At 65.2% G+C, this 14,963-nt stretch carries 10 protein-coding genes; 3 read left to right on the top strand and 7 right to left on the bottom strand.

What is annotated here, in order from left to right; all coding sequences use genetic code 11:
- Positions 1-113 precede the first annotated feature (113 nt).
- From ACTHLF_RS01895 to ACTHLF_RS01875, 5 genes are all read right to left on the bottom strand, one after another.
- Positions 114-1,502 (bottom strand): XVIPCD domain-containing protein, encoded by a 1,389-nt coding sequence (locus ACTHLF_RS01895; RefSeq protein WP_440324346.1) that lies wholly within the window; start codon positions 1,500-1,502, stop codon positions 114-116.
- A 35-nt stretch (positions 1,503-1,537) separates the two neighbouring features.
- Complete coding sequence (locus ACTHLF_RS01890) at positions 1,538-2,284, bottom strand: hypothetical protein (protein ID WP_440324344.1); 747 nt, start codon at positions 2,282-2,284, stop codon at positions 1,538-1,540.
- A 129-nt stretch (positions 2,285-2,413) separates the two neighbouring features.
- The gene (locus ACTHLF_RS01885) at positions 2,414-5,434 is read right to left on the bottom strand and encodes a TonB-dependent receptor (RefSeq protein ID WP_440324342.1); all 3,021 of its coding nucleotides are present in this window, start codon (positions 5,432-5,434) and stop codon (positions 2,414-2,416) included.
- Between the two features lie 259 nt (positions 5,435-5,693).
- Positions 5,694-8,624: a TonB-dependent receptor domain-containing protein gene (locus tag ACTHLF_RS01880; protein WP_440324340.1), complete on the bottom strand. Its 2,931-nt coding sequence runs from the start codon at positions 8,622-8,624 to the stop codon at positions 5,694-5,696.
- Positions 8,625-8,742: 118 nt separating this feature from the next.
- Positions 8,743-10,725, bottom strand: coding sequence for an alpha/beta hydrolase family protein (locus tag ACTHLF_RS01875; RefSeq protein ID WP_440324338.1), 1,983 nt, complete (start codon positions 10,723-10,725; stop codon positions 8,743-8,745).
- 152 nt (positions 10,726-10,877) lie between these two features.
- Here ACTHLF_RS01875 and lgt point away from each other — a divergent pair, with 152 nt between their 5' ends.
- Together lgt and ACTHLF_RS01865 are read left to right on the top strand one after the other, a co-directional pair.
- The gene (gene lgt / locus ACTHLF_RS01870) at positions 10,878-11,705 is read left to right on the top strand and encodes a prolipoprotein diacylglyceryl transferase (protein WP_440324337.1); all 828 of its coding nucleotides are present in this window, start codon (positions 10,878-10,880) and stop codon (positions 11,703-11,705) included.
- 13 nt (positions 11,706-11,718) lie between these two features.
- The gene (locus ACTHLF_RS01865; RefSeq protein ID WP_440324336.1) at positions 11,719-12,513 is read left to right on the top strand and encodes a thymidylate synthase; all 795 of its coding nucleotides are present in this window, start codon (positions 11,719-11,721) and stop codon (positions 12,511-12,513) included.
- A 3-nt stretch (positions 12,514-12,516) separates the two neighbouring features.
- Here the strand turns inward: ACTHLF_RS01865 and ACTHLF_RS01860 are convergent, their stop codons facing one another.
- Positions 12,517-13,227 carry an SDR family oxidoreductase gene (locus ACTHLF_RS01860; protein ID WP_440324335.1) on the bottom strand — a complete coding sequence of 237 codons (711 nt, stop codon included), beginning with the start codon at positions 13,225-13,227 and terminating at the stop codon, positions 12,517-12,519.
- 102 nt (positions 13,228-13,329) lie between these two features.
- Here ACTHLF_RS01860 and ACTHLF_RS01855 point away from each other — a divergent pair, with 102 nt between their 5' ends.
- Positions 13,330-14,232 (top strand): LysR family transcriptional regulator, encoded by a 903-nt coding sequence (locus tag ACTHLF_RS01855; protein WP_440324334.1) that lies wholly within the window; start codon positions 13,330-13,332, stop codon positions 14,230-14,232.
- Positions 14,233-14,284: 52 nt separating this feature from the next.
- On the opposite strand, the gene ACTHLF_RS01850 is transcribed toward ACTHLF_RS01855, so the two are convergent.
- Positions 14,285-14,963, bottom strand: a 679-nt coding sequence (locus ACTHLF_RS01850) for a response regulator (RefSeq protein ID WP_440324332.1), incomplete at its 5' end; no start/stop codon positions are given.

Genomic DNA, 14,963 nt, shown 5'->3' with positions numbered 1-14,963 from the left:
GAGTTGCCGGACCAACCTTTGTTGCTCTGACGCACGGCCATCGCGCGCAAGCGCGCTCCCACCCCAGACCGGCGTAACCGCGTGTGGGAGCGCGCTTGCGCGCGGTAACGCTGCTACCTCTGCATCGAAGGTGCCTGGGCCTGCGCCTGATTCTGCGTCTGCGCCAGATCCTGCTGCTGCCCCTGTGCGGCCTGCTGGTTTTGGCTTGCCTTTTCCCACGCGGCCGTGGATTGCATTAGCGAGGTGTTCACCGCCTGATTCAGGTCAACGCTGGCCAACTGCTTGAACGGATCGTTGGTCTGGCCCTGCACGGCCCAACAACGCGTCGCATCGGTGCTGAGGGCAACACCGTCGATGCGGCTGAGACCCTGGGCTTGCGATGCAGCGGCAAGCGCGCCGGCGACATTCGCAGTGACATGGTCAGAGGTGCGGCCTTGGGCGGCATCAACCTTCTGCATGCCCTCAAGGGCCTGCTTGTAGATCGCGTGGCCCGCGTGGTTCGGGTCGCTAATGAGTGGCTTATTGCCCGGCGTATTCAGGCGCCCGAGTGTGGCCGGTCCGGCGATGCCATCGGCCTCGAGGTGGTTTTTTGCCTGGTACGCTTCCAGCGCCGCCTTGGTCGCCGGGCCGAAGCTGGCATCGGCTTTCAGCGGATGGCCGTGCGCATCGGTATAGCCAAGGGTGCCCAGCTGGCGCTGCAGTGCGCGCACGTCTTCACCATGCATGCCTTCCTTCATAGTGCGGCCGTGTGCGTCTGGCACGGCGTGCCTGGGTGCGTAGTGGTGCGGGGCGGGGTGCGGTGTTGCTTGTGTATGCTGTGGCGCCGGCGTCGGCTGCCCTTGCACGTGGCCCGACACCTGGTTCGCATAGGGCGTAAAACGCTCCATCTGAGCGCCCATGTTTTTATAGGCTGTGGCAAGCGAGATGCTGCCATCACCGTAGAGCGCAGAGTTGCGTTCGATGACGGTGGACGAAAGTACGCTATCCACACGCGCATTCGGGTGCTCGGCCATGGCCTTCAGGAACTTGGGGCCATCACCGCCGCCCAGGTTATGCATGGCATACACGTTGGCCGCCGCATCCGCACCGCCCAATTTCGCGCCCACCGCGGCATTTTCCTTGGTGAACTCCGCGAGCATGCCGGCCTGCAGGCGCGTGTTGTTGCGCATGGCTGCCGTATTCGTCTGCGCATCGGTGAGGTCGGCGGCATGTTCAATACCGTATTTCTCGCCGTGCTCGCGGACCATGTTGGACCAGGTCTGGTTGAGGAACTGGCCGTAGCCGTAGGCGCTCGACATGGCCTTGGTGCCGTCGAACTGGGTCACGGTGTTCAGGTCGGCGTGCTTGTGCCCGGCAATGGGGCGGGCATGCGGGTTAAAGCCGGATTCGAAGCCGGCGATCTTTACCAGCACGCCCGGGTCGACGCCTGCCGTGTGGGCGGCATCGACCAGTTCCTGCCGGGCGGCATCAAAGCGTGTATCCAGGGGGTTCTCACCAGCCATCTCGTTCTCCTTGCGTTAGCTCACGCGCCAGCGGCTCAACGGCCAGCGGGCAAGGCGTATACCGATTTGGCCGCATCGAACGGCACGTCAAACTCCTCGGACGTACCAGCCGACTTCTTCACCACATGCAGAGGGTAGAAGCCCTTGGCGGTGGGGTCGTCCTTCACCGTGGCGGTGTAAGTCACACCCTGGGCTTTCTCGGTCACCTGGGGGATCTTGCTGATATCGGTGATCCGGCCCTTGATCGCGGCCACGAGGCTGTAATCGGCCACGCTGACACCCTGCCAGGTGCCCCCGCTGACGAAAAGCCAGCCGTAGTCACCGGCGTTGCTCAGCTTCACGAACCGTGCCCTGGTGCAGCCGCAATCGCCGGCGGTGCCATAGTCGGTTGCCGCTTCGGAGGCTTCGTATGTCCAGCCTTGCTTGCCGCCCAGGCGGAGCTTGAACGCACCCATCAGGCCCGGCTGGACCTGGCTATAGCCATAGCGGGTATCGCCACGGATATCGGTGGCGTTGTAGCTGTAGAAATAGAGCAGCTTCCCCTTCGGCCCATCGACCACCTGGGGCGCGCTGGCCCGCATGCAGTAGTCAGCCGACTCGCCCTGGTCATCCTTCCAGGTGAACGCCCAGCAGGCGTTCTTCGCATCGTAGGTCTGGCCATAAGTATCATCCATGACCTCTTTGACGATGCTGGCGGTATCGGGCGCGGAGGCCTGGGCAAGCGCGCTACCCGTGGCACCGAGGGCGGCCCATGCGATGGCCGCTGCAATCACTGTTTTCAAGACCATTCCTTTCTTGTTCCCCAAAACGTGGCGGGGCGAATCATAGCGTACGCGCGTCAAAAAAATGGCACAAAAAAGGGCTGCCCGAAGGCAGCCCTTTTTCTCACACAGTTGCAGCGGTACGGCTTCTTACAGGCTGAAGTCGTACTGCACCAGCAGGCGCAGCGAGCGCGGCGTCTGGTAGTAGGTCGGCACGCGGTAGGTCGAGCCGTAGTACGTCGCGTCCGCGCCGTTCTCGCCCACTTCATCAACGGCGGTCTTGGTGTCGTTGTTGAAGAGGTTGAGCACGTCGAGCTGCACGGTCAGGCCCTTGGCGTAAGCCGGGGTGTAGACCACGTTCGGGCTGATCGACCACTGCCACGGCAGGCGCTTGGCCGTGCCGCGCGACTTGATCTGGCCGTCGCAGTAGAAGAACTCCGAGTTGTAGCCCGGGATACCGCCGACAGTCTCGTCGCCGCCGCCGAAGCAGCTGGACGGACGGCCCGACTCGAGCAGGCCGTTCACGCCAACCTGCCATTCCGGGGTGATGCGGTAGCCGCCGTACACCTTGATGCTGTGGCGACGGTCGTTCGGCAGGTAGCCGGTCGCACCGGTCATCAGTTCCGGGTAATCGAACGCGCTGGTCGTGCCCGTATCCTTCTGGCCGTTATCCGACTTCACCAGGCCTTCCGTGTTGCCACGGTTCTTCGACCAGGTGTACGACGCATTGACGTACCAGTTGTCGGTGGCCTTCTCGGCCGACAGGGTGACGGCTTCGTACGTGCGCTTGGCCTTCTCGCCGAACGCCACGCCCGGCAGGGTCACGTTGCGCAGCTGGCCGCTGCCGTCGAGATCGACGTCAACCGACACCTTGCTGCCCGGGTTGTAGATGAAGCAACCCGGCATGGTCGCCGGCGGCGTGAACTGGTCGCCGTTCTTGTCCATGTCCAGGCCGATCGACTTGCCGTAAGCGTAGAACGGACGCCAGTCGCAGGTATCGTCGATGGCGTTGTTGAGCTTGCGGTACGTCGCCTTGGCGCCGACCACCCAGTCGTTCAGGAAGTCGTTGTCGCTGGTGATGCGGTGCTGGATACCCAGGATGAACTCATCCTGCGAGTACGGCTTCAGGTCCTTCGTGGCGACCGAACGCGGATCCGGGGTCGAACCGTTCTCGCCGTTGACGATGCTCTGGCCGCTCAGCGGAGCGCCCAGGGTCGGCGTACCGGTCACCGGATCGATGGCCGAGTAAGCGAAGTTCTGCATCGTGTAGTACGAGGCCGTGGCGGCGCGCAGGGCGACGTTCGCGGCGATCGGCAGCGAGTAGCGGCCGGCGGTACCGAAGACCTTGGTCGACGAATCGCCGAACACGTCCCACGAGAAGCCCAGGCGCGGCTGCCAGATGTTGCCCTGGCGGACGAAGTTCTGGGCAGCGCCGTTCTTGTTGTTGAACGAGTCGTTGCGGACACCGATGTAGGCGAGCACCGTGTCGGTGACCTGCCAGTTATCCTGCAGGAACCAGGACTTCTGGTCGATCGCGACCGAACCGCCGGTGCGGTAGTTGTAGGCCGTGACGTAGTCCTGGCCGGTCTTGTCGGTGCGGTAGTACCACAGCGCGCCACCCGCGTATTCCTGGCCAGCGTCCGAGCTCCACTTCTCACGCGAGAAACCGCCCGACAGGTCGTGGTCGCCCACCTTCCAGTCGAGGTCGACACGGTAGGCCGTGCGCTGGTCTTCGCCGTTGAAGCGGTCGATGGTGCTGTCGAGGTAGCACGAGTTGACCGGTGCGGTGGCGCCGCTCAGGGTGCTGCTGCGACGGTCGATGACGTACGGGCAGCCCGAGTTGGCGCCGTTGATGTTGCCATCGTACTTCGTGGTGGTGCCGTCGGCCGAGACGTAGTCCGAAGAGTTCTTGGACTTCATCTTGCCCCACTGCGCCGACACGGTCAGGTCGTCAGTGATGTAGCTGGTGTACTTGAAGATGTTGACCGCGCCGCCGGTCTTGAGGTGCTTGCGACCCAGGTAGTCGGTGGTCGACGGCTTGCCGTCGGCATCGATCTCCGAGTTGTAGTACTGGTTGGTCGTGTGCTGCGTGTTGTTCATCCCCGTCCACTCGAGGATGTTCGAATCGTTGATGTTCCAGTCCATCTTGATGAGATAGAACGGATCATCGTAGTCGTTGCGCGACGCCGGGGTCGTGGAAACGGTCGACGAGTAGGTCGTCGTCGATTCCTTGTGCGACTGGAAGATGCCGTAGAAGAACAGCTTGTCCTTGATCAGCGCGCCGCCCAGCCAGGCCGAGTAGACGTTGTCGTTGTCGCTGTTCTTCTGGTACGTGCGGTAAAGGTTGCCGTCCTTCGTGTAGGTGGTCGGCTGCTGCTCGCGGCCCCATGCCGGGGTGTACACCCAGGATGCGCCACCCTTCCATTCGTTGGTGCCACGCTTGGTGATCACCGAGGTCACGCCGCCGGTCGAGAAACCGTACTGCGCGCCGTAGCCACCGGTCTGCACGTCGAGCTGCTGGATGGCCTGGAACGGCACTTCCGAGAACGACAGGTTGTTGTACAGGTTGGTGACGTTGAAACCGTTGACGTAGTAGCTGTTTTCAGCGACCGAGGCGCCGCCGAACGACGGCAGGTTGCCGAAGGCCGAATCGCCCTTGACGGTGCCCGGGGTCAGCGCGGCGACGTCGACGACGTTGCGCGGGACCGGGAGCTTGTCGAGCTTGTCGGCGGTGAAGCTGGTGCGCGATTCCACCGAGGCGACGTCGATCGCGGTGAGGGCGTTGGCCGAGACCGTGACGGTATCCAGGGCCTGCGCGCTGCTGCTGCCGCCGGTGGCGGAGGCGAAGTTCAGCTGCGCCGACTGGCCGGCGACGACGTTGATGTCACGGGTCGAAACGGTCGCGCCGTTCTCAATGACGTTGACGCGGTAGCTGCCGATCGGCAGCGACGAGGCGCGGTAGTGACCATCCTGGTCAGCGGTGACGGAGCGCGATGCGCCCGAGCCGAGGTTCTGGATCTGGATGGTCTGCGAAGCCGAGGCGGTGCCGTAGATGTCGCCAACGGTGCTCTGGGCGTACGCGGTGCCAGCCAGAAGGCAGGCGCCCAGCGCGGAAACGAGCGCAGTGCGCTTCAGCACGCGCGAACGCGTGAGCAGGGTGGTGCTTGTCATGAGGTCAAAAACTCCCTGGCCCTGCGTATTTCAGCAAGGCACTGAACAGCTTGTAGTAGCGCCGCGGGGACGGCACTCGATTGTGGGTGTGTGAGGTAAACGGCGTGGGGACACCGACGTCGCGCCAACCCCTGGGCGAATGGCGACGTAACACGAACATAACGCCGTCGTCATATGACTGCAAGCATTTACGGGGTTTATCACGTGATAATGCTGCGTACGCAAGCAGTTACGCTCGCGCCGGGAATGCGAGTGGTTCTCAGAACCGCTGCTGGTACCCGATATAGAAGTAACGATCGATATCGAACGCCGGGTTATACGGCGGACTGCCGCCACCCGCGCTCGAGACGTTGTAGTACAACGGCCCCTTGCGCCCGAACACGTTGTTGATACCCACGCGCACGCTGCCGTTCCACGGCGCCATCCAGCGGAACTGGAAGTCGTTGAATGCGACGCCACCCTTGCGGCTCACGCCGCTGACGCCGCTGATCACGTTCAACGTATCCGGCTGGTTGCATTCCACCGTTGATGACCAGCAGGAATCCTTCAACCCGGAGTAATAGCGGGTGGTCCATGTGGCGCCGAAGCGGCGCCAGGTCCAGTCGAGCGAAAGGTTGGAGCGCACGCGGTACAGGCCCTGCACGCCATTCATGTAGCCAGCCAGCTGGCGCGGCTCGGCACTTGCGCTGCTGCGCTGGGTGTAGTCCTTCAGATAGGTGCTATCGGAGAGCAGGGTGAACTCGCCGTAGCGCGTCTGCGGGAAACGATAATGCAGGCCGAGATCGTAGCCTTCCGTACGGAGCGAGCCCAGGTTGACGAGGGTTTCGTCGAGCGCGGTGATCGTGCCGTTAGGCGCGCGGGTGAACCGGCCGCAGTACGTCGGGTCGTTGCGTACGTAGCAGAAATTGAGGATGTCACCCGCGAGGATCGGCGTGATCACGTCGTGGATGTCGACCTTGTAGTAATCCAGCGTCATGTCGAGCCCGTCGAGGTAAACGGGGCTGTAGACGAGGCCGGCGGTGCGCGTGATCGAGGATTCCGGCTTAAGGCGCGGGTTGGCGCCGGCGCGGAATGCCGTGGGGTTCTGCCCACCGGTATTCGACGTCACCTGGGCGCCTGACTGGTCGACCTGGCGGTAATTGGCCGGGACACCTGCGGCGGCGCACCGCGAGCGCACCGCGGCATCGGTCGCGGAGGCGCCAAACGCGCTGTCGCACGGGTCGAGGAAACTTTCAAAGCTCTCGGTCGAGCCAGCGTACAGGTCGGACACCGTCGGCGCGCGGAAGCCCTGCGCATAGGTGCCACGCAGCAGCAGGTCATCGAACGGCTTCCAGCGGAAGCTGTACTTGTTGTTCGTGCGGCCACCGAACGCGGTGTAGTGCGAGTAGCGCGACGATGCGTTGACCGCCAGTTCCTGCGCCATGGGCAGGTCGGCGAGTAGCGGAACGTCGAACTCAAGGTAGGCCTCGTTCACGATGTAACCGCCGTTTGTCGGATCGCTGGCGAGCTGCGTCGTCAGGCCGGCGGAATCCGCCGGGTCGGGCACGTAGCGCCCATCTTCCTGGCGATGCTCGAGGCCGCCGGCGACCCGTAGCGTGCCTGCGGGCAGGTCGATGAGGCCGCCCGTCAGGTTGGCGATGAAGTCGTTGGTTCGCGTGGTCTCGTGGGCCGTGGTCGTGGATGCCACGTAGCGCCACACCGCATCCGGCGTGGCGCCAGGGCCAGCCAGGATGTTCCATGGCACGCAGCCCGCCGCGCGATCGGCGGCATCGGCGCAGGCGACCTGGCCATCGATCGTCGTGGTCGCGCCCAGTGCCTTGCGCGCATTCACCAGGTTGATATTGCCGCTGGTGGTCCGGCTCGCCCGGTCTTCGGAGTAGGCGTACGTAACGTCCCAGTTCCAGTTGTGCTCGCCCAGGGTGAAGGTGCCTTCGACGCCGGCGTCGGCATGGAACACCTTCGACTTCGCCCAGATCATGCGCGGCAGTTCCGCCGTGCGGCGGAAGAACGAGGTGTCGTAACCGGGGAACGGGTTGTAGGCGTTGGCAGGGTCGATGAACAGTCCTTCCGCGCGACCGGTGGGGCTCTGCAGGGGATAACCGGAGGCCTGCGTGCGCGTGTCGCGCACGCCGTAGTTCGCCATGCCGCGCAGCGTGATGTCGTCGGTGAGGTTGTAGCGGCCCGTGGCAAACAGGTTGCGCAGCTTGCTGCCCGAGCGGAACGTCATGTCGCGCTGGGTGTTGTACTTGTCCGCGGTGCTGTTCACGTCGTACGGGTGGTAATTCGCCAGGTCGCCGCTAGCGGTGGCGCCATGGTTGATCACGTACTGGTTGGGCACCCAGCTGCCATCGGCCGCGTAAGCGCCGGCGCCGGCAGTACCTGCCGCGCGCGGATCGGTGATCCCACCGTAGGGCCCCATGTTGTAGCCATCGAGCGGATGGCGCGGACCATAGGCCGTACTGGTCAGGGTGCGCTTGCTGTCATCGATCGTGTCGCCATCTTCGTAGCTGGCGCCGAGGATCAGCGACGAGCGCTCGGTGCTGCGTCCCCAGGTGAAGTTGCCGTTTTTCTGCGCGCCGTCGCCCTTGCCGTTCACGCCGTACTGGACATCGGCCAGGGCGCCTTCGAAGCGGTCGGTGGTGATGATGTTGACCACGCCACCGATGGCGTCGGAGCCGTAGATGGACGAGGCACCGTCCTTCAGCACCTCGATGCGCTCGACGATGGAAACCGGGATGGTCGAGAGGTCGGTCAGACCCCCCAGGCTGGTGGTCCAGCGGCGGCCGTTGACCAGCACCAGGGTGCGCACGGCGCCCAGGTTGCGCAGGTTGGCGTAACGGCCACCGGCATCGTTGCTGGAGGAGAGCGTGTCCTGCGGGGTGACCTCGGGCGTCGCGGCCGAAGGCATGCGCGCCACGATGTCACCCAGGCTGGTGAGGCCGGTGGCCCGGATGGCCGCGCGGTCCATGGTGAAGACGGGTTGGGCGGTCTCGACGTCGATCCCGCGGATGCGCGCGACGGTGACCGTGACATTGACCGGGGCGAGCATTTCAGCCGGCGAACCCGCCTCCTGGCCCGCAGGGGCCTCCTGCGCGGGCAGGGTAGCGGGCGCGAGGCAGCCGAGCAGCGCCACGGCAAGCACCGCCCGCCGCGCCGCGACGTGGCGCTTCTGCCAGCAACTGACGACCATACCCCGACAACCTCCCGATCCTCGCCAGGCACCACCCGGGCCCAGCGATCACGCGAACATAACGCTTGCGGGCGCAAGGGGCAACCGCCAGGGGTCACGGCGGTTGCCCCCGGGCCGGTCAGGGGGCCGCCGCTTTCGCCGCTGCGCCATCGCCGATGTTACGGTCCAGGAAGGCGGCGAGCTTGTTGTAGAGCTCCTCCACATTCTCCGGTTTGACGAACCCGTGCTTCTCGCCCGGCTTGGTCAGCGTCTCGTACGGCTTGTGCGCGGCATCCAGGGCCGCCTTCATGGTCTTGAACTGGGCGAACGGCGCACGCTCGTCGTCCTCGCCGTGGACCAGCATGATCGGCAGGTTCAGCTGGTCGGCCATGCGGGCGGGGGAGTTGGCCTTGAGCATGGCCGGGTCGGTGCCCAGCGTCAGCCGCAGCTCGCTGGTGGCTTCCTTCGACTCGGAGATATCCCCCTTGTCGTACATCATGGGCAGGTCGTACAAACCGGCATAGCCCACCGCGCACTTGAACATGCCGGGCGCCCTGATCGGCGCCATAAGCGCCGAATAGCCGCCGAAGCTGGCGCCGAACACGCACACGCGCGAGGCATCGGCGTAGTGCTCGCCAGTCGCCCATTTCACGCTATCGATCAGGTCATCCTGGAGCAGCGTGCCCCACTTCTCGTAACCGGCCTGGACAAAGCCCTGGCCGCGGCCCGCCGAGCCGCGGAAGTTTACCTGCAGCACCAGGTAGCCCCGGTTCGCCAGGAACTGCGCATCCGCGTCGAAGCCCCACGTGTCCTTCTCGTCGAACGGGCCGCCGTGCGGCAGCAGCACCATGGGCAGGTTGGTCTCGGGCTTGCCCTTGGGGAAGGTGAGGATCGCTTCGATCTCCTGGCCATCGCGCGCCTTGAAACGCATGGGGCGCCGTTCCGAAAGCTTCGCCGGGTCGAGCCACGGTGCGACCGTGAACAGCGAGCTGACCTTGTACGTCTTCGTGTTGATCAGCATGACGCGGCCCGGATCACGGTCACTCCAGATGCTGAACATCAGCTCCGTCCCGTCTTCGCTGTACGAGACGAAGTTGACGGCGTAGCCGGGGAACTTCTGCGAGATCGCCATGTGCAGCTTGGCGGTGGGATCCTGCGCGTCCACGTAGCTCACCGTGGGCAGGCCGATCTCCGAGCGGGTGGCGAACGGGCGGAACGGCGCCGCGGTCCACAGGCCGTTCGACGTCACTTCGCTGAACGGATCCGTGCGGATCACGCGCGGGTTGCCGCCATCCGGGTCCTGCTCGACCAGCGCGCCACCGACGCCATCCGGGCTGTACTGGGCGTAGATCCGCGTGCCGCCGGCGACTTGCGCGAGGGGCGTGATCCGGGAATGTTCGCGGCCGACGGGCATCTTGGCCCAGTTGCCATTGGCATCGCGCCGGAACAGGACCCAGTGGTGCTCCAGGTCCACGCCATACGTGAACAGTGGCACGCCCTGCGGGTCCAGCGTGAAGCCCATCCGGCCGATGCCGATGTCGGTCATCTGCCGGCGCGAGCTGGTTTTGGCATCCACGTCGTACAGGGTGCTGCGGTTGATATCGGTCCACGAGGTGGTGCGCATGTAGAAGTGGCCATTGGCCTGCTGCGGGCGCCCCTCGATCTCACCGACGCCGCGGTCGAGCGCGCGCGTGCCGGCGCGCTTACCAACGTTTTCGTATCCGTAGAGGTAATCCGCGTTCTTGCCATCGATATCGATCGCCATGATCTCGCCGGTGCGCGACGTGTTGCCGATCGAGCCATCGACTTTGCCACGGGCGACCACGAGCCGGGTGTTGCTGGTCCATAGGACGTCGGCGGGCAACTCGTACGGGGGCATCCGGATGAGCGAGATCGGCTTGCTCATGTCGTTGATGTCGAAGATGGCGACGCCGTGGGTCTTGCCATCGGGATCGTGGTACGAAACCGACACGTGCAGGCCATCGGGCGACAGGTGCGGGTCGGTGATCGGCGGGTGCCGGGCAAAGTCGGCGGCCGGGATCAGGTCGGCTGCCATGGCGCCGTGGGCGCATGCGGCAAGGCACAGCGCGGCCAGCAGCGGCCGGGCAAGGCGGTGGGTCATCTCGGTGTCTCCCCTGGTGAAGCATCCATACCCGCCGTCCCCCCGGACGGCGTTCCGGCTCGCTCTATAGCCCAACGGCCCCGTCTTCACAAGGCGGCATGCCGCATGCCGGGGCGGTACACTTGGGGATCGCCCCTCTAGCGTGCCCTTCCATGGCCGATCCGTTCGTCGTCAAATTCGATCCCGTCGCCGTCGCCCTCGGCCCGGTGCAGGTGCACTGGTACGGCCTGATGTACCTGGGTGGATTCCTCGGCGGCTGGGCGCTTGGCGAGTACCGCCGCCGCCAGGGTCGCCTGCCGGTGAACTCCGACCGCTTCAGCGACCTCATGTTCTACGCCATGATGGGCGTGGTCGTGGGCGGCCGCGTGGGCTACATGCTGTTCTACACGGCGATCAACTGGATCTGGACCGACCCGCTGGCCATCTTCCGCGTATGGGATGGCGGCATGTCGTTCCATGGCGGCCTGCTTGGGGTGCTGGTGGCCGGCATGTGGTGGTCGCGGCGCAACGGCGTCAAGTTCTTCGACACCATGGATTTCGTGGCGCCGCTGGTGCCGCTGGGCCTGGGCCTCGGCCGCCTCGGCAATTTCATCAACGGTGAACTGTGGGGCAAGCCCACCGACCTGCCGATCGGCATGATCTTCCCGCATGCGCCGGATGCGCTGCCGCGCCACCCGAACCCGCTGTATGAGTTCGCACTCGAGGGCGTGGTGATGTTCGTGGTGCTGTGGGTCTTCTCCATGAAGCCGCGCCCGCGTTACGCCGTATCCGGCCTGTTTGCGCTGATGTACGGCCTGTTCCGCTTCACCATCGAGTTCGTGCGCGTGCCGGACGCGCAGCTTGGCTACCTGGCCTTCGGCTGGGTGACCATGGGCCAGATCCTGTCGCTGCCGCTGATCGCGCTGGGCATCCTATGGCTGCTGATGTCGCGCCGCGCCCCCTACGCGCCGGTCGCAGCGCCTACCGCTACCGCCACCTGATATCGTCGAACCCATGCAGCCCTATCTCGAACTGCTCCGCCACGTCCTCGACCACGGCGCCGAAAAGGCCGACCGCACCGGTACCGGCACGCGCAGCGTGTTCGGCTGGCAGATGCGCTACGACCTCGCGAAGGGTTTTCCGCTCGTCACGACGAAGAAGCTGCACCTTCGCTCGATCATCCATGAGCTGATCTGGTTCCTGCAGGGCGATACCAACATCGCCTACCTGAAGGAGAACGGGGTCAGCATCTGGGATGAATGGGCCAACGCGGACGGCGATCTCGGCCCGGTCTATGGCCGCCAGTGGCGCGCGTGGCCCACGGCCGACGGCAAGGTGGTCGACCAGATCGCCTGGGTGGTGGAAGAAATCAAGCGCAACCCGGATTCGCGCCGGCTCATCGTTTCCGCATGGAACGTCGGCGAGCTGCCGAAGATGGCGCTGATGCCGTGCCACACGATGTTCCAGTTCTACGTCGCGAACGGCAAGCTCAGCTGCCAGCTGTACCAGCGCTCGGGCGATATCTTCCTCGGCATCCCGTTCAACATCGCAAGCTATGCACTGCTCACGCACATGATCGCCCAGGTCACCGGGCTGGAAGTGGGCGACTTCGTGCACACGCTGGGCGATGCGCACCTTTACTCGAACCATATCGAGCAGGCGCAGAAGCAGCTGGCGCGTGAACCGCGTGCGTTGCCGAAGCTGGTGCTGAACCCCGAAGTGAAGAACATCTTCGACTTCCGCTTCGAGGATGTGTCGATCGTCGATTACGATCCGCATCCGGCGATCAAGGCGCCTGTCGCGGTCTGAGCGTCAGGCGATCGAGCCGCCCCCATCGACGGTGATGGTCGAGCCCGTGGTGAACCCGGTGCCCGCCGCATAAAGCACCGCGTTGGCGATGTCCTGAGGTTCACCCACGCGCTTGCTCGGGAGCTTGCCTCCAGCCGTCGCAAAGAACGCGGCTCGCGTGGCGTCATCCATGCCACCCCACAGCGGCGTGCGAACGACGCCCGGGGATACCGCGTTGACCCGCACCGGCGACATCTCGAGTGCTAGCCCGCGTACGAGGCTCTCAAGGGCGGCGTTGATCGCGCCTTGCAGGACCGAGGTGGCGCTGGGGCGCACGGAAAGGAAGCCGGTGACGAGTGTCAGCGACCCTCCGTCGCGGATCCGGGCGGCACGCGCCACGCGGTAGGCGCCCCAGAACTTGCTCTCCATCGCCGAGTAGGCGTCCTCGAGGCCCAGTTTGCGGACCGGGCCGCCGGGCGTCTGGGCGGCGGAGACCACCACGTGGTCCCATTCCTGGCCCGATAGCAGCGCCTCGACAGCCTCGTTGTCGGCCGTATCGAGCGCAACGGTACGCACATCGTGCCCGATGTGGTTGGCCGCCTCCTGGAGCTTGGTCGCCGAGCGCGACGCGATGGTCACCCTGGCCCCGGCATGGGCGAAGGCCTGGGGGGTCGCGAGGCCAATGCCTGAGCTGCCGCCGACGACGAGAACGTTCTGGTCAGTGAAGGTGTTCATGGAGGGTCTCTGCAAGGAAGGACGGTGTGCAGGCACTATGCTGCCGGGGTCCCAGGCGGAGAACCCTCCGGGCCCAGAATCACTTTTTCCGGACGAGCGACAATGCTTGATAACCTCCTTGAGCTGACCATCTTTGCGCGCATCGTGGCCACGGGGAGCCTGTCGGGCGCCGCCAGGGACCTGGATCTTTCGCTGGCGGTCGTCAGCAAACGGCTGGCTGCGCTCGAAGAGCGGCTGGGGGTGCGCCTCTTGCAGCGCACGACCCGCCGGCAATCGCTGACTCAGGAGGACGAAGCGTTCCACGCCCGGTGCGTGCGCATCCTGGCCGAGGTTGAAGAGGCCGAGGCGGCAGTCTCCCGCACGCGCGATGCCGTCACCGGCGTGCTGCGCGTCGCCGCGCCGCGCGGCTTCGGCCGGCGGCGCATTGCGCCGCTCGCCGTGGCCTTCCGCGCATTGCATCCCGAGGTGTGCGTGCAGCTCACCCTGAGCGAGGCGCTGGTGGACATCGTGGAAGACGGCATCGACGTCGCCATTCGCTTCGGCGCGCTGGCCGACTCCTCGCACGTCGCCAGGCGCCTTGCGCCGAACTACCGGATCCTTTGCGCGGCGCCGGCCTACCTGGCACGACGCGGCATGCCGCAGGAGCCGGCAGACCTGGCGGCACACGACTGCATCATCTTCGGCGAACACCCGACGCGTGAATGGCAGTTCCAGCACGCCGATGGCGAAACGACCGTTCGCGTGAATCCGGCCTATGTCACCAACGACGGTGAGGCGGCGCATGCGCTGGCGCTAGCCGGCGGCGGCATCGTCCAGAAGTCCATCTGGGACGTGGGCGACGACCTCGGCACGGGGCGCCTGGTGCGCTTGCTGCCCAGCCATACGATCCCGGCGGCGCCGCTACATGCTGTATACGCCAACGCACAACACCTCGCGCCGAAGGTGCGTGCGTTCGTCGCGTTCTGCGCCGAGGCGCTGGAGCAGGACTGGCGCTGGGGTGAGTGAAGCGTCGATGCGTATGCGCACCCGCTGAGGTAGTGCGACTTCTACGTCGTAGCTACTTCTTCTGACCGACGATGTCATAGATGTGTGTCGCCAGCCGGTCCGGTGAAAACGGCTTTGGAAGGCGGTAGTTGCGCGCATGGGACGGTGCGCCGTCGGCATCGGCTGGTGCGTTCGTGGAAATGAGTATGGCCGGCACGCCGGGAAAGCGATCACGCAGGTGGCGCATGACCGTCGTGCCGTCCATGTCCGGCATATGGTGGTCGCAGACGATAACGTGAGGTGGATCGCGCGTCTCATCGGCGTACCTGAGCGCCGAGCGCCCGTCATGCGCGGCCTTGACCTGGTAGCCATAGTCTTCGAGCGACGACACCAGGATGCCCCTGAGCAGGTCGTCGTCATCGATCAGCAGGACACGGATGTCGTCTTCCCCCATCGTCTCCGCGGCCCCCTCGGCCGGCAAGGCATGCCGAAGCCAGAGCGTCACGGACGTTCCCTTGCCGGGAGCACTCTCGATTGACATCCGGCCGCCGTTCTTCTCAACGAGCCCGTGGACAACGCTGAGGCCGAGACCCGTGCCGATGCCGACCGGCTTGGTCGTGAAGAACGGTTCGAAGACACGCTGCCGCGTTTCCTCCGACATGCCCTCGCCCGTATCGGCGATCGAAACCGCTATCCAGCCATCCGTCTCGGGCATAAGCGTAATGACGCACGCGCCACCTCCGGGCATGGCC

This window comes from Luteibacter sp., assembly GCF_051958795.1.
GTDB lineage: Bacteria > Pseudomonadota > Gammaproteobacteria > Xanthomonadales > Rhodanobacteraceae > Luteibacter.
This window is presented reverse-complemented; position numbering and strand designations above follow the sequence as displayed.

What these genes read in the sequence shown, in the direction of transcription:
- ACTHLF_RS01895 (WP_440324346.1), bottom strand. Translation starts at nt 1,502, where the DNA reads ATGGCTGGTGAGAACCCCCTGGATACACGCTTTGATGCCGCCCGGCAG.
- ACTHLF_RS01885 (WP_440324342.1), bottom strand. Translation starts at nt 5,434, where the DNA reads ATGACAAGCACCACCCTGCTCACGCGTTCGCGCGTGCTGAAGCGCACT.
- ACTHLF_RS01880 (WP_440324340.1), bottom strand. Translation starts at nt 8,624, where the DNA reads ATGGTCGTCAGTTGCTGGCAGAAGCGCCACGTCGCGGCGCGGCGGGCG.
- ACTHLF_RS01875 (WP_440324338.1), bottom strand. Translation starts at nt 10,725, where the DNA reads ATGACCCACCGCCTTGCCCGGCCGCTGCTGGCCGCGCTGTGCCTTGCC.
- lgt (WP_440324337.1), top strand. Translation starts at nt 10,878, where the DNA reads ATGGCCGATCCGTTCGTCGTCAAATTCGATCCCGTCGCCGTCGCCCTC.
- ACTHLF_RS01865 (WP_440324336.1), top strand. Translation starts at nt 11,719, where the DNA reads ATGCAGCCCTATCTCGAACTGCTCCGCCACGTCCTCGACCACGGCGCC.
- ACTHLF_RS01860 (WP_440324335.1), bottom strand. Translation starts at nt 13,227, where the DNA reads ATGAACACCTTCACTGACCAGAACGTTCTCGTCGTCGGCGGCAGCTCA.
- ACTHLF_RS01855 (WP_440324334.1), top strand. Translation starts at nt 13,330, where the DNA reads ATGCTTGATAACCTCCTTGAGCTGACCATCTTTGCGCGCATCGTGGCC.